Source organism: Hydrogenophaga sp. (assembly GCF_041913525.1).
Lineage (GTDB): Bacteria > Pseudomonadota > Gammaproteobacteria > Burkholderiales > Burkholderiaceae_C > Hydrogenophaga.
In genome coordinates, this window is record NZ_JAYSFD010000012.1 from 34,089 (window position 1) to 47,439 (window position 13,351).

The 13,351-nt window shown below is 67.7% G+C and carries 13 protein-coding genes; 4 read left to right on the plus strand and 9 right to left on the minus strand.

Translation table 11 applies throughout. The features are described 5' to 3' along the window. Window positions 1-37: 37 nt before the first annotated feature. On the minus strand, window positions 38-3,271 hold the full coding sequence (locus ACE3RQ_RS14520) for an AAA family ATPase (RefSeq protein ID WP_374522757.1): 3,234 nt from the start codon (window positions 3,269-3,271) through the stop codon (window positions 38-40). A gap of 42 nt (window positions 3,272-3,313) precedes the next feature. Between ACE3RQ_RS14520 and ACE3RQ_RS14525 the strand changes: the two genes are divergently transcribed. Next, window positions 3,314-3,514, plus strand: coding sequence for a hypothetical protein (locus ACE3RQ_RS14525; RefSeq protein WP_374522758.1), 201 nt, complete (start codon window positions 3,314-3,316; stop codon window positions 3,512-3,514). 34 nt (window positions 3,515-3,548) lie between these two features. Then, window positions 3,549-3,917: a group 1 truncated hemoglobin gene (locus tag ACE3RQ_RS14530; protein WP_374522759.1), complete on the plus strand. Its 369-nt coding sequence runs from the start codon at window positions 3,549-3,551 to the stop codon at window positions 3,915-3,917. 55 nt (window positions 3,918-3,972) lie between these two features. On the opposite strand, the gene minE is transcribed toward ACE3RQ_RS14530, so the two are convergent. From minE to ACE3RQ_RS14560, 6 genes are all read right to left on the minus strand, one after another. Further along, on the minus strand, window positions 3,973-4,233 hold the full coding sequence (gene minE, locus ACE3RQ_RS14535; RefSeq protein WP_374522760.1) for a cell division topological specificity factor MinE: 261 nt from the start codon (window positions 4,231-4,233) through the stop codon (window positions 3,973-3,975). Window positions 4,234-4,239: 6 nt separating this feature from the next. Further along, window positions 4,240-5,052, minus strand: a complete 813-nt coding sequence (gene minD / locus ACE3RQ_RS14540) for a septum site-determining protein MinD (RefSeq protein ID WP_374522761.1) — start codon at window positions 5,050-5,052, stop codon at window positions 4,240-4,242. Window positions 5,053-5,086: 34 nt separating this feature from the next. Continuing rightward, entirely contained in the window at window positions 5,087-5,854 is a 768-nt protein-coding gene (gene minC / locus ACE3RQ_RS14545) for a septum site-determining protein MinC (RefSeq protein ID WP_374522762.1), read from the minus strand. A gap of 361 nt (window positions 5,855-6,215) precedes the next feature. Further along, on the minus strand, window positions 6,216-6,812 hold the full coding sequence (locus ACE3RQ_RS14550) for a Spy/CpxP family protein refolding chaperone (protein WP_374522763.1): 597 nt from the start codon (window positions 6,810-6,812) through the stop codon (window positions 6,216-6,218). 122 nt (window positions 6,813-6,934) lie between these two features. Continuing rightward, window positions 6,935-7,381 carry a Cu(I)-responsive transcriptional regulator gene (gene cueR / locus ACE3RQ_RS14555; protein ID WP_374522764.1) on the minus strand — a complete coding sequence of 149 codons (447 nt, stop codon included), beginning with the start codon at window positions 7,379-7,381 and terminating at the stop codon, window positions 6,935-6,937. Further along, on the minus strand, window positions 7,381-7,578 hold the full coding sequence (locus ACE3RQ_RS14560; protein ID WP_374522765.1) for a heavy-metal-associated domain-containing protein: 198 nt from the start codon (window positions 7,576-7,578) through the stop codon (window positions 7,381-7,383). Before ACE3RQ_RS14560 ends, cueR begins: the two co-directional genes overlap by 1 nt. 129 nt (window positions 7,579-7,707) lie before the next feature. On the opposite strand from ACE3RQ_RS14560, the gene ACE3RQ_RS14565 reads away from it, so the two are divergent. Continuing rightward, complete coding sequence (locus ACE3RQ_RS14565) at window positions 7,708-10,002, plus strand: heavy metal translocating P-type ATPase (RefSeq protein WP_374522766.1); 2,295 nt, start codon at window positions 7,708-7,710, stop codon at window positions 10,000-10,002. 3 nt (window positions 10,003-10,005) lie between these two features. On the opposite strand, the gene ACE3RQ_RS14570 is transcribed toward ACE3RQ_RS14565, so the two are convergent. Further along, window positions 10,006-11,370 (minus strand): transaminase, encoded by a 1,365-nt coding sequence (locus ACE3RQ_RS14570; protein ID WP_374522767.1) that lies wholly within the window; start codon window positions 11,368-11,370, stop codon window positions 10,006-10,008. Window positions 11,371-11,485: 115 nt separating this feature from the next. Between ACE3RQ_RS14570 and ACE3RQ_RS14575 the strand changes: the two genes are divergently transcribed. Then, complete coding sequence (locus ACE3RQ_RS14575) at window positions 11,486-12,682, plus strand: YbfB/YjiJ family MFS transporter (protein WP_374522768.1); 1,197 nt, start codon at window positions 11,486-11,488, stop codon at window positions 12,680-12,682. 24 nt (window positions 12,683-12,706) lie between these two features. Here ACE3RQ_RS14575 and ACE3RQ_RS14580 read toward each other — a convergent pair whose 3' ends face one another. Continuing rightward, window positions 12,707-13,174 (minus strand): pyridoxamine 5'-phosphate oxidase family protein, encoded by a 468-nt coding sequence (locus ACE3RQ_RS14580; protein ID WP_374522769.1) that lies wholly within the window; start codon window positions 13,172-13,174, stop codon window positions 12,707-12,709. Window positions 13,175-13,351 lie beyond the last annotated feature (177 nt).

Below are 13,351 nucleotides of genomic sequence, written 5' to 3' on the forward strand. Positions count from 1 at the left end.
ATGATAGTGCCCGCCACCGGCGCCACGGCGGCTGCCATCAACCCTTGCCGCGCACCTTCGCGTCGCATCGTTCGGCATCCAGCGGCTGGCCGGCTTGCCGGAACCCGGCCGCCGCGGCGGCAAAACGCGCCAGGGCTTCGTCACGGGGTGCGCCCTGTGCCAGCAGCAAATGGCCCTGCACTTCCTGGTGCGCGGCGTGCCAGGCGGGCAGGCGCATGACCACATTGGCCAGGTAGGCGCATTGCGCTTCATGGCTGCGGGCGAGTTCCACCTCGCCCGCGCGCGCGGCGGCAATGGCGGCCGGCACGGCAAAGGTGATGCGGCAGCCGGGGCAAGTCTCCAGCGGCCCACACACCGATTCGCTGGCGTCCTCCAGCACGTGCAGGGCGGCCATCGGGTCGTGGGCCTTCAGTTGAATGCGGGTGCCGTAAATGCGATCGAGCAGGTGAAACCCAATGTCGGTCTGGCGCGCCAGGTCCAGAGCGTCATCGATCAGGGCACGGGCCTCGTCGTGGTTGCCTTCGTGCAGGGCGAGCTCAGCCAGTCGCTGCAAGCCGAGGGCCTCTCCCACCGCGCCACCAATGGCCCTGTGCTGGTGCACCCCAAGCTGCAGGTGCTCGCGCGCGGCCACCAGGTCACCGGCCAGCCACTCGGCCTCGCCGCGCAGGGTGATGCCAAAGGCTTCCCCGCGCGCGGCGCCCAAGGCGTGGGCTTCCTCGGCCAGCGCCTGGGCAAAAGCGATCACCTCGGGGTAGGGCCGGGCGCCATAGAGAAAGCGCTGGGTGATGCACAGGTGGCCGTCGAACACGCGCAGGGCCAGGTGGGGCACATGGCGGGTGTCGTGCAAGTCGGCCCAGACGCTGCGGTGCAGTTCGCCCCTGGCGTGCGCGGCGGCGGCTTGCGCCCAGGACGCGATCACCAGCGAGGCCGTGTCACCAGACTGCAGGGCCAGGCGGCGGGCCTGCGCCGATTTGGCCGTGCCCATGGCCGGGTCCGCAAACCCCAGCGCGGCCGCGCCGCTGTAGGCCAATGCCTCGCTGAGCAGCCCCTCCACCGAGCTTGGGCGCAGCCCTTGCAAAGTGGCCAACCCACCCTTGGGATCGCCCTGCTTCACCTGGGCCAGCGCGGCCTTGGCCAGCAGGTTGTGTCGCTCGGCCTCACTGGCCACGGCCGCGGCCATGCGGTAGGCGGCCAGGGCGGCGGGTTGGCCGAGCATGTCCAGAGCCTCAGCGCGCAGACACAGCCCTTCGGCGTGATCGGGTTGGAAGGCCAACAGCAAATCGAGGTGACGCAAGGCATCGCGAAACGCGGCCAGGCGCATGGCTTGGCTGGCCGCTGCGAGCAGGAAAGGCTGGGCTTCCCGCGGGCGGCCCGCCGCCACCCAATGCCGCGCCACGGTGGCGGCAGGGCCGTCCATCTCGGCCAGGCGGATCGCCAGTTGGCGGTGCATCTGTTGCTGGCGATGGGGTGGCACCTGGTCGGCCAGCGCCTGTCGCACCAAGGCATGGCGGATGCGGTAGCGGCCATCGACCAGTTCCACCGTGCCGTCGGCGAGCAAGGCATCCACCGCCGACAGGCTGAGCAAACCGGCCAATGCGCTCAGGGCTTCCATCGTGCGAGCGTCAGCGCCGTCTGCACAGAGGGCCAACCAGTTCAACAGGGCTCTGCCTTCGGGTGGTGCATCGCACAAGCGTTCGGTGATGGCGTCGGCCACGCTGGCGGGCAAGCGCACGGCCGACCCAGCCTGAAGCTGGCCCGCCAGCGCCAGCAATGCAAACGGGTTGCCTTCGGCCAAGGCCAACACCCGCGAACAGACCGATGGGTCCAGTGGGTGGGGGTCGCCACGGGCCAGCAGGGCGCGGGCCTCGTCTTCGTTCAAGGGGTTGAGGTCCACCGACACCAGCTCGCCTGCGCGAGCCAGGCGCGCCAGCCCCTGGGCCAGGTGGCTGGTGGCGGGTTGAGGGCGCACGACCAGCACCAGGCTCAGCGGCGAACCGGTGGCCAGCAGTTGCAGCAACACATCGGCATCGGTTTCACCAATGAGGTGGGCGTCGTCCACCAGCAGCAGGGCCGGGGCCTCGCCAGCGGCCGCCAGCAACAGGCGACGGATGGCGCCCACCACCTGGTGGCGACTGAACGGTCCCAGAGGTGATTCGGCCGGTTCGGCCAGCGCGCTGAGTTGCGCCAGCACGGTGCGCGAGGCACCACCGATTCGATCCAACAAGGAGCGGTCGCGCAGCAAGAGGTGCTCGGTGATCTCTGCCATGAGCCCCAGTGGGCGGCCATCGTCAGCGGCACTGAATCGCCACACGGCCCAACCCTGCTCTCGCGCCATGCCCGCCCATTCGCGGCAGGCCGCTGTTTTGCCCATGCCAGCCGGTCCGCGGAGCACCCAGCCGGCATGGCGGCGCTCCGGGGGAGAGTCGAGCCAGGCCTGCCATTGACCGAGCAAATCGGCTCGCCCCACAAAGGCGGCGCGGGTGGATTGAAGGCCATCGGTGCAGCGGCGGTACAAGGTCTGTGTGGCCTCACTGGGCAGCACACCCCATTGCCGCTGCAGTGCCTCGCGCAAGTGGGCGTACCAGCGCACGGCAGCGGCGGGCTGTCCGGCGTTGAGTTCGCGCAGCATCAGGGCGCGATGGGCCCCTTCGTCGGTGGGCTCAAGCCGGGCCAGGTGTTCCCACATGCCAGCGGCGCGCAACAGGTCCAGCCAGGTGGCGCGAAGGCGCTCACGCGCAGGCTCCGTCCAAGGCTCGTAGCGCATGCCCGGCAACAGGTCACCTGCGTACAGCCGCAAGGCCTCGCCACACGATTTGGCGTCCCGCGCGGCCAAGGCAGCGCACTGTTCAAAGCGCTCGGTGTCCAGCTCAAGGTCGCCCTGAGGCCACAACAGCAACTCGCCCGATTGCTGCACCACGGCGTCTTGACGGCCCAAGGCGTGGCGGGCGTGGTGCAGGGCTTTGCGCAAATTGGCCCCGCCCGCCTCGGCATCCAGCGCAGGCCACAAAGCGTCCACCACGAGATCGCGCGACAGGCGCCGGCCGGGTTGTAGGCTCAACAGTTGCACCAGTTGGGCCGAGCGCAAGCTGGGCCAGCGGTCGGGAGGCAGCTCGACGCCATCCACCGCCACCGCGAATCGGCCAAGCAGCCAGACCTGCAAACGGGGCGCGCCAGGGTCCATGGGCGGCAGTGTGGCGCTGGCAATGGCCCACCACAAGTGCCGTTCGTCCCAGGAACGGTTGAGGAACGCCCGCGGCGCAAGCTGTGCCACGGCGTTTGCTTTCGGGCTCGCCACCCGCCACAGGAGATCACCATGACAACCCGTTCACTCAGCCAAGCCGCTCAAGCGAGAAGGCCTGCCACACGCCATCAACACAAGGCGGCCCAAGCGGGCAACACCACGCCGGTGCGGCCGGTGCGAACTGACACGACAAGCCAAGACGCGGGCCTGATCGAGTACCGCTCATGGCTGGAACTGCTGTGGGCACAACGCGCCGCGGCCACGGCCGGCTGAGTGCCTGGCACTGACCCTTGCGAAGGAGTTCACCATGAGCGAATCCAACTCCCTCTATGAGCGGCTGGGCCGGCGCGACGGCATCGCCCGCATCAGCCGCGCCATCATTCAGAACCACCTGGCCAACCCATTGGTGAGCCAGCGTTACTCAACCATCGACGACATGGAGCGCGTGGAGCGCCGGGTGATCGAGTTTTTCTGCGCCGGCAGTGGTGGCCCCGAGCACTACACCGGGCAAGACATGCGCCACACGCACCAGGGCATGAACGTGAGCGAGCAGGAATTCGTGGCGGTGATCGACGACGCCATGGCCGCGCTGGAGAGTTGCGGCATCGACGCACCCACCCGCACCGAGGTGCTGGGCGTCTTGTGGTCAATGAAAAACGAGGTAGTGCGGGTTTGAGCCGCACCCCGGATGGCCGCACCGGGCCACGCAAGGTGGCCTGGTGTCGGCCCGATCACTTGCGATCGGGCAATTCGATCTTCACTTCCAGCACGTCCAGGTTGTCCTGGCGGTCGAGCTGGACCTTGATGTCATCGAGGTTGATCTGGATGTACTTGCCGATCACGGCCACCAACTCCCGCTGCAAGGCGGGCAGGTAATCGGGTTCGGAGGCGCTGCGGCCACTGCGCTCATGCGCCAGGATGATCTGCAGGCGTTCCTTGGCCACGCTGGCCGTTTTCTTTTTTTCGCCGAGGAAGAAAGAGAGGAATGACATGCCCCGTTACCCCCCGAAGAGACGCTTGAGAAAACCGGGTTTCTCGGCGGTGATGAAACGCAGCGGCTTTTCTTCGCCCAGGAATCGGTCGATCACGTCGCCATAGGCCTCGGCCACGTCGGTTCCCTTGAGGTGCACCGCCGGAGTTCCCTGGTTGGACGCCTGCAGCACGCTTTCGCTCTCGGGAATCACGCCGATAAGCTTGATGCGCAGGATGTCCTGAATGTCTTCCAGCGAAAGCATCTGGCCATCGGCCACGCGGTTGGGGTTGTAGCGGGTGATGAGCAGGTGCTCTTTGATCGGCTCTTTGCCGTCAATGGCGCGCTGGGTCTTGCTGCCCAGCATGCCCAGGATGCGGTCGGAGTCGCGCACGCTGGACACCTCGGGGTTGGTCACCACCAGGGCCTCGTCGGCGTAGTGCATGGCCATGAGGGCACCGGTTTCGATGCCGGCCGGCGAGTCGCAGACGATGTAGTCAAAGCCCATGCCCGAGAGGTCGTCGAGCACGCGCTTGACGCCTTCCTGGGTGAGCGCGTCTTTGTCGCGCGTCTGGCTGGCGGCCAGGATGAACAGGTTGTCGCAGACCTTGTCTTTGATGAGGGCCTGGTTCAGGTTGGCCTCGCCCTGGATCACATTGATCAGGTCGTACACCACGCGGCGCTCGCAACCCATGATGAGGTCCAGGTTGCGCAGGCCCACGTCGAAGTCGATGACGGCGGTCTTGTGGCCGCGCAGCGCAAGGCCGGCAGCGAAGCTGGCACTGGTGGTGGTCTTGCCCACGCCGCCCTTGCCGGAGGTGACGACAACGATCTTGGTCATGTTGAGTGGCTTTCGGTGCTGGAAGGGGTTGGGTTCAGGCGGAGAGGGCGTCGATCACGAGCTTGTCGCCATCGGGGCCGCTGAGCAGGCGCACCTGGGCGGCGCGCTGGCGCACTGCCTCGGGCAGGGGCACTTCACTCGTGCGGTAAATGCCAGCGATGGAGATCAGCTCGGCGTCCATCTCCAGGGCAAAGATGCGGGCCTCGGCGTTGCCACGCGCGCCGGCGATGGCTTTGCCGCGCAAGGGCGCGTACACGTGGATGTGGCCGTCTGCGATCACCTCGGCACCTGGGTTCACCATGGCCAGCACCACCAGATCGCGGCCCCGTGCGTAGACCTGCTGGCCCGAGCGAAGGGGCCGGTCAATCACCAAGGCACTGGGTGAGGCCACCACGGCGGGGGCCGGTGCCGCCACCGGGGCGGCAGCGCTGGGCGCGGCGGGCGCGGGCACGCTGCGCTGCACCACGGCGTCGGGCGCGGCCAGCAAGCCGGCGGCCTGCGCGGCCGCCATCTGGGCCTCGTTGCCACCCCGAACCGCGAGCGGGTTCAGGCGGTATTGACGCAGCAGCTCAATGAGGGCCGGGAAATCGGGCAGGGCCTCGGGATCGGTGGCCACCAGCGGTGCCAGGTCCACCACGAGGGCGTCGTGGTCGAAAAAGTCGGGCATGTCGCCAAAACGCTGCGCGAACTCTTCGGCCAGGCGCGCCAGATCGGCGGACTTGAGCAGCAGCGCCACCAGCGGGAGCTGGGCGCTCTTGATTTCGAAGGTGGCGGGGGCGTTGCCGGCGAGTGCGACGGACATGGGGCGTGAACGCTGGGACCAGCGCCCGAGGTGGCTCAAAGCCGCGCATCTTAGCAGCCACCCGGGGCCACCAAGGGCCGCGTCTGGGGCCAATTCGTGAGGCGATGCAACCCATTTTTTGCACAACCCTGTGGATAGTTTTCTAACAACGCATGAGTTATCCACATCATTAGGCTGTCGGCCCGAGTTGTCCCCGTTTGAGGTGCTGTCAATACCGTAGGGTGCTCACAGGCTTGTGATCCTTGAAAACTGTTGATCCAAAAGGAAAAAGGGCGCTTGTCCACACAGAACAGCGCCCTCTACTACGACTACTAACTTAAAAAATTAAAGACATTAAGAACAACCGAACAGCCGTTTTTCATCACTGCTGAGGGGCCCGGGGGGCATTTTTCGGGTCTTGAACGCCGTGGTGGTGGCCGCCAAAGGGGTGGTGACCGTGGCGACCGTCCATTCGGGTGCGCTCGATGCCCGGGCCACGGAGCGGCGAACGGGCGTCAAACACCTTCTGCTGCTCAGGCGTGAGCGCGGCGTAGAAGCCTTGGACGGCGTCCAGGCGCTGGTTCATGGCCGCCTGGCGCTGGGTCTGGTGCGCCTTGAAGCGCTCAATGCGTTGCGGCGTGGTGAGCTGGTCCCACGGTTTGTCAGCCGGCTGGGCCAGGGGTTTGGGGGCGGCCTGGGTGCGGGCGACGAAGGCCAGCCAAGCGGGTTCCTGCTCGGGGGAGAGCTTGAGTTCGGCTTTCAGGCGATCCAGGTGCTGTGCACGCCGTTCGGCATGGCGCTTGGACCAGCGCTCCAAACGCTCAGCCGATTGACCGGCCTGAGGCGCCACTTGGGCAGCGGCTTCGGTGCGAGGCGATGCGGTGGCTGGCGCGTTCTGCGCCACGGCATTGAGCGAGAGGCCAGTGACGGCGGCAACAGCCGCGATGGCCAACCAGGTGCGGGGAGAAGAAACTTTCATGCGGACACTCCTGTTGAGGGAAAGGATCGATGGGATCCAGTGTCCGCCGCCCTTGTGTCTGCGACGTGCCGCCCGTGTGGCTCTTGTGTAAAGACAGACGTTACACGCAGATACGTGAACGATCAGTGCGGATGAGGGTGACTGAGGTCATCCAGAATGGGGCAGTCCGGGCGCTGGTCGCCCGGGCATTCGTGCAGCAGGTGACACAGCGTGCGTTGCATGGCCTGCAAGGCCTCAATGCGCTCGGCCAGTTCGTCCAGGTGTTTCTGGGCGATGCGCTTGACGCTGGCGCTGCTGCGGCGCCGGTTGTGCCAGAGGCTGACCAGCTCGGCGATGGCTTCCAGCGAAAAGCCCATGTCACGGGCACGGCGGATGAAGCGCAGGGTGTGCACCTCGTTCAGGCTGTATTGGCGGTAGTTGCTCTCGGTGCGGGTGACCGCACCGAGAAGACCCATGCCTTCGTAGTGGCGCAGCATCTTGGGCGAGATGCCACTCAGGCGCGCGGCCTGACCGATGTTGACGGGCCAGGCCACGGCCTCGTCGCCCGGCAAGTGGTCTTTGGTGGCCATCAGGCAGCGACCTGGTAACCCTCTTCGCGAATGGCGGCGGCCAGGGCTTCGCGGGGTTGTTCGGTGTTGACCTCTACCCGATTGGCGCTGCGGTCGATCTTGATGTCGGCCTTGGGGTCGAGCTGGCGAATGGCGGCGGTGACGGCTTTTTCGCAATGGCCGCAGGTCATGCCGCGCACTTCGAGGATCTGGTTCATGCAATGGCTCCGTGTGATGATGAGGGAGTTGCCATTCTGAACCTTGCCATGGTGTCAAGGTCAAGCGCGATCGCCAGGTGACCGGCGGCGGTTGACCTTGACATCGTGTGAAGCTTTACGCTGCCTGCCATGAACACCACCACCTTGCCCCAAGAATCCCTGCCCGATGCCGAGGTCTGCGAACTGGACCTGGGCATCGGTGGCATGACCTGCGCGTCCTGCGTGAGCCGCGTCGAAAAGGCGCTGAAGAAACAACCGGGCGTGATGGCGGCCACGGTCAACCTGGCCACCGAAACCGCGCGCGTGTCGTTGAACACGGCCGACACGCCCGACAGCACCGAGGTGCTGGCGCGCCTGAAGCGCGCGGTGCGCGACGCCGGCTATGAGCCGCGCGCCGTGGAGGCCATGGACGAAGAGGTGGCCAAAGGTTGGCTGGGTGTGCCTCGCGATGCGTGGCCGGTGATCCTGGGGGCTTTGTTGTCGGCCCCGTTGGCCTTGCCGATGGTGGGCGATCTGGCGGGCAAGCACTGGATGCTGCCGGCCTGGATTCAGTTTTTGCTGGCCATGCCGGTGCAGTTCGTGTTGGGCGCGCGCTTCTACAAAGCGGGCTGGCACGCGCTCAAGGCCTTGACGGGCAACATGGAATTGCTGGTGGCCATTGGCACCACGGCGGGCTGGGCCCTGTCCACCTGGTTGTGGTGGCGGGCCGATGCCGGCGAGATGGTGCACCTGTACTACGAAGGCTCGGCGGTGGTGATCACGCTGGTGCTGCTGGGCAAGTGGCTGGAGGCCCGCGCCAAGCGCCAGACCACTGAGGCCATTCGCGCCTTGCACGCGCTGCGGCCCGAGAACGCGCACCTGCTGCCCGATGGCGTGCGCCGCACCGAACTCACCGACGTGCCGGTGGACGAGCTGCTGCCGGGCGACGTGATTCGCGTGTTGCCCGGCGAGCGTTTCGCCGCCGATGGCACGGTGGTGGCGGGCAGCACGCAGGCCGACGAATCGATGCTCACCGGTGAGGCCATGCCGGTGCACAAAACCGTGGGCGATGCGGTCACCGGTGGTTCTCTCAACGGCGAAGGCGCGGTGGAGGTGCGGGTGCGCGCGGTGGGCGCGCAAAGCGTGCTGTCGCGCATCATCGCGCTGGTGCAAGACGCGCAGGCCGGCAAGGCGCCGGTGCAGCGCATGGTGGACCAGGTGGCGGCGGTGTTCGTGCCCGCGGTGCTGGTGATCGCGCTCATCACCCTGGGTGCCTGGCTGTGGCAGGGGGCCTTGCTGGAAGACGCTTTGCTGCACGCGGTGGCGGTGCTGGTGATTGCCTGCCCCTGTGCGCTGGGGCTGGCCACGCCGGCGGCCATCATGGCGGGCACGGGCGTGGCGGCGCGCCACGGCATCCTCATCAAAGACGCCCAGGCGCTGGAAATTGCCCACCGGGTGGACACGGTGGCCTTTGACAAGACCGGCACCCTCACCGAAGGCCACCCCCGCTTGCGCCGCCTGGTGGCGATGCCCGGGGTGGACGAGCGCGCACTGTTGCAAACCGCCGCGGCCTTGCAGGCGCAAAGTGCCCACCCGCTGGCCCGCGCCGTGGTGGAGGCCGCGCAGGAACAGGGCATTGAGGTGTCGCCCGAGAGTGCCACCGACGTGCAGGCCGTGGCCGGCCGGGGCAGCCAGGGCCAGGTGCAGGGCACGGTGCTGGCCCTGGGCAGCTTGCGCTGGATGGGGGAATTGAAGGTGGCCTTGGGCCACTTGCAAGCCGAGGCAGAGGCCGAGCAGGGCGCGGGCGCGTCGGTGTCGGTGCTGGCCAGTCAGGCACCCGATGGCGGTTGGGTGCCGCTGGCGCTGTTGTCCTTTGGTGATGAGCCCAAGGCCGGTGCAGCGCAAGCGATTGCCGAACTGCGCGAGCGCGGCATTCGCGTGGTGATGGTCTCGGGCGACAACCAAGGCGCGGCCACTGCCATGGCGCTGCGCCTGGGCCTGCGGCCCGACGCGGGCGAGGTGATCGCCGAGGTGCTGCCGGGCGATAAGGCCTCGGTGGTGCGCCAGCTCAAGGAAGGGGGTCACACCGTGGCCATGGTGGGCGATGGCGTGAACGACGCGCCCGCGCTGGCGGCGGCCGACGTGGGCATGGCCATGAGCCACGCGCAGGGCGGCAGCTCGGACGTGGCCATGCACGCGGCCGGCATCACCCTCATGCGCGGCGACCCGCTGCTGGTGTCGGCCGCGCTGGACATTTCGCGCCGCACCGTGGGCAAGATCCGGCAGAACCTGTTCTGGGCCTTCGCCTACAACGTGGCCGGCATTCCGCTGGCGGCGCTGGGCTTCCTGAGCCCCGTGGTGGCCGGCGCCGCCATGGCGCTGAGTTCGGTGAGCGTGCTCACCAATGCGCTGCTGCTCAAGCGCTGGCGCGCACCGCAGCGCTGAGGCTCAATCGGCGAGCGCCTGCAGCAGCTCGTCGAACACCGCCAGCAGGCGCTGCACATCGGCCTCGGTGGTGGCGGGCGAGGCCAGCATCATGCTGTGAAAGGGCGTGAGCAGCACGCCACGGTTGAGCATGAACAGGTGGGTGAGCGATTCGAGTTCGCCCTGCGCGTGGTCGCGCACGTCTTGTGCGTTCACGGGCGTGTGGTCCATGAACTGCAGCTCCAGTCGAGCGCCCAGGCGGGTCACCGTCCAGGGGCGGCCAGCGCTGGCGATGCGCTGGCGCAAACCCGCCTCAAGCAGGCTGGCCATGGCCAGCATGTGGCGGTAGTTGGCCTCGGTGTGCAGGTGGTGCAGGGCCGCGTCCAACGCGGCCAGCGCCAGCGCATTGCCCGCCAGCGTGGTGCCGATGCCGCTGTGGCCATCGGGGGCGGCCAGCTTGGCCTCGGTCATGCGCCGCGCCACCTCGTCGGTGAAGCCATAGACCGCACAAGGCAAGCCACCGGCCACGGCCTTGCCCACCACCAGCACATCCGCTTGCAAGCCATGGGCTTGGGCATAGCCGCCCAGGGCGGTGGAGACGGTGTGCGTCTCGTCCATCACGAACAGCACGCCGTGCTCGCGGCACAGGGCGCGGGCCGCTTCCCAGAAGCCGGGCTGCGGTGGCACCAGGCCGAAGTTGGTGAGGGCGGGCTCGGCCAGCAGGGCGGCCACATCGCCTTGTGCCAGCGCGGCGCGCAGGGCGGGCAAGTCGTTGAAGGGCACCACCCGCGTGAAGGCGTGGTGGTTGTGTACCTGGCCCAGCACCGAGGGCCGGGGCAGGGTGGCACCGGTGGTGGGGTCCATGTCGACCAGGGTGTCGTCCACCGCGCCGTGGTAACAGCCGTCAAACACCAGCAACTGTGGCCGCCCGGTGATGGCGCGCGCCCAGCGCAGCACGAAGCGGTTGGCGTCGCTGGCCGACAGCGCCAGTTGCCATTGCGGCAGGCCAAACACGCGCTGCAGCCCCTCGCCCACGGCCACGGTGCGGGTGGAGGGCAGCATGCAGGTCAGGCCCTGGGCGGCCTGCTCGGCGATGGCTTGTGCCACCGGGGCCGGGCTGTGGCCGAACATGGCGCCGGTGTCGCCCAGGCAGAAGTCGGCATAGGCCAGCCCATCGGCACAGGTGAGGCGGGTGCCTTGGGCCTGCGCCACCGCCAACGTGGCCGGGCTGGGCCAGTCGCGCATCCAGTGCAGTGGCACGCCGAACAGAAAGTGCCGCTGGGCCAAGGTGGCCTGGGCCATGGAGCGCGGGTGGGTGGTAACAAATCGCTCGCGCTCGGCCTGTTGCAAGGCGCTGAGGCGCTGCGGGGCAATAAAGGCTTGGGACATGCCGAAAACTGTACGGGCCGCAGGCCGCTTTCTGATGCCCAGGCGACACTGGTTGGCCCGAGGCGAGCGGAAGTGGCACCGTGGCGCCGCCACCAGCGCCACAATGGCCGGCACCATGCGCGCCGCCACCGATTCCACCCGCTCTGCCCTGTTGCGCCAGGCCCTGGCCCTGTCGATGGGCGCGGCCATTTCGCTGGGCATCACGCGTTTCGCGTATGGCCTGCTCTTGCCCCCGATGCGCGACGACCTGGGCTGGAGCTTCACGCTGGCGGGTTCGATGAACACGGCCAATGCCCTGGGCTACCTGCTGGGGGCGCTGTGCACGCCCGCGCTGATGCGCCGCTGGGGGGCTTCGCACTTGCTGCTGGTGGGGGCCTGGCTGGCCTCGCTGTTTATGGCGGGCAGCGGGTTCTTCACCGAGCCAACGCCGCTGCTCTTGCAGCGCCTGCTGGCGGGCGTGGCCAGCGCCTGGGTGTTCATCTCGGGCGGTGTGCTGGCCGCGCGCCTGGCCCAGCGCGAGCCGGCGCGCAGTGGCCTGTTGCTGGGGCTTTATTACGGCGGCACGGGGCTGGGCATCGTGGCGTCTGCCTTGGCGGTGCCACCGGTGCTGGCCTGGGCGCAAGGCCAAGCCCATGGTTGGGCCTGGGCCTGGTGGGCACTGGCGCTGGTGTGCGCGCTGGCCACGCTGGTGCTGCACGCACCGGCCCGCGCGCAAGCCAGCGAGGCGGTGGCGCCCACCCCCAGCGGCACGGCCCCCAGGCGCTTTCGCTGGCAGGACTTCGGCTTCGCCTTGGCGGGCTATGGCTGCTTTGGCGTGGGTTACATCGGGTACATGACCTTCGTGATCGCGCTGCTGCGCCAGCAGGGCGCGTCGGGCGCCAGCATCACGGTGTTTTATGCCTTGCTGGGCCTGGCGGTGGTGGGTTCGTCCCGCGTGTGGGCCGGCCTGCTGGACCGTCACCGTGGCGGCGGTGCGCTGGCGCGCTTGAACGCCACCCTGGGCGTGGCCATCTTGTTGCCGGCGATCGCCCAGGCGTGGCCATTGATGTTGGTGTCGGGCGTGGTGTTCGGGGGCGTGTTCCTGTCGGTGGTGGCGTCCACCACGGCCCTGGTGCGGCACAACCTGCCCGCGCTGCTGTGGCCGGCGGGCATCAGCGCCTTCACCACCGTGTTCGCCGCCGGCCAGATCGTGGGCCCGGTGCTGGTGGGCGGCATCGCCGACGGGCCGGGCGGCCTGGCGCTGGGGCTGGCGGTGTCGGCCGGGGTGTTGTGGCTGGGCGCGGTGCTGGCCGCCTGGCAGCGGCCTTTGTGAGGCGTGCGGCGATCGGTCCTTGTTCTACCGCTTGGCGTGCCGTGGTTGAACACCATACGTTTGCATGGCGGATTCAATTTGTGTGGATTCCTGGGTATCGGGAAACAGGCGGTAGCTCGGCGCCAGGATGGTCTCGACGGATTGAACCTCGATCCTGAACAGCGATGAGAACGGAAAGCGTTCCCCAGCCAGCACACGCAGGGGAGTTGAGTCGGTCACGAAGCCGGGATCGCCAGCGCGCACCACACTGGCGGTGCCTTTGACTTTGAAGCCCTTTTGCGCAAACACGTCAATGAATGACACGCACACAGATGGGTTGGTCAGGATGTTCTTCAGTGTGCCGGGTGACGCAATGTTCGCCACTAGCAGCGTGCGGTCATCCGCGGCACAAAAGATCTCTTTTGGCGACACGTTAGGGAAACCGTCGTCGCCCAAGGTCGCCAGCCAACACAGCACGGACTTTTCCGCGCAGCGCAAAACGTCGAGATTCATCACGGTTGAGTCCTTCTGTTGGAAATGGTCGGCAAAGTCTAGAAAGGCGGCATCTCGATACCGAATGGGGGTAGGGCTTTTTAGTCGGTGAATTGCTCCACGACACCCCCCCGGTGGACACCCCCCGCCCCGCCCAAGTGGACTCCTTGCCCGTGTCGCCCCCGGGTATCTTGGGGC

Bases quoted from the DNA above. Each gene is read 5' to 3' on its own strand.
- ACE3RQ_RS14530 (WP_374522759.1), top strand. From the start codon at position 3,549: ATGAGCGAATCCAACTCCCTCTATGAGCGGCTGGGCCGGCGCGACGGC.
- ACE3RQ_RS14580 (WP_374522769.1), bottom strand. From the start codon at position 13,174: ATGAATCTCGACGTTTTGCGCTGCGCGGAAAAGTCCGTGCTGTGTTGG.
- ACE3RQ_RS14575 (WP_374522768.1), top strand. From the start codon at position 11,486: ATGCGCGCCGCCACCGATTCCACCCGCTCTGCCCTGTTGCGCCAGGCC.
- ACE3RQ_RS14525 (WP_374522758.1), top strand. From the start codon at position 3,314: ATGACAACCCGTTCACTCAGCCAAGCCGCTCAAGCGAGAAGGCCTGCC.
- minC (WP_374522762.1), bottom strand. From the start codon at position 5,854: ATGTCCGTCGCACTCGCCGGCAACGCCCCCGCCACCTTCGAAATCAAG.
- minE (WP_374522760.1), bottom strand. From the start codon at position 4,233: ATGTCATTCCTCTCTTTCTTCCTCGGCGAAAAAAAGAAAACGGCCAGC.
- ACE3RQ_RS14565 (WP_374522766.1), top strand. From the start codon at position 7,708: ATGAACACCACCACCTTGCCCCAAGAATCCCTGCCCGATGCCGAGGTC.
- ACE3RQ_RS14560 (WP_374522765.1), bottom strand. From the start codon at position 7,578: ATGAACCAGATCCTCGAAGTGCGCGGCATGACCTGCGGCCATTGCGAA.
- minD (WP_374522761.1), bottom strand. From the start codon at position 5,052: ATGACCAAGATCGTTGTCGTCACCTCCGGCAAGGGCGGCGTGGGCAAG.
- cueR (WP_374522764.1), bottom strand. From the start codon at position 7,381: ATGGCCACCAAAGACCACTTGCCGGGCGACGAGGCCGTGGCCTGGCCC.
- ACE3RQ_RS14570 (WP_374522767.1), bottom strand. From the start codon at position 11,370: ATGTCCCAAGCCTTTATTGCCCCGCAGCGCCTCAGCGCCTTGCAACAG.
- ACE3RQ_RS14550 (WP_374522763.1), bottom strand. From the start codon at position 6,812: ATGAAAGTTTCTTCTCCCCGCACCTGGTTGGCCATCGCGGCTGTTGCC.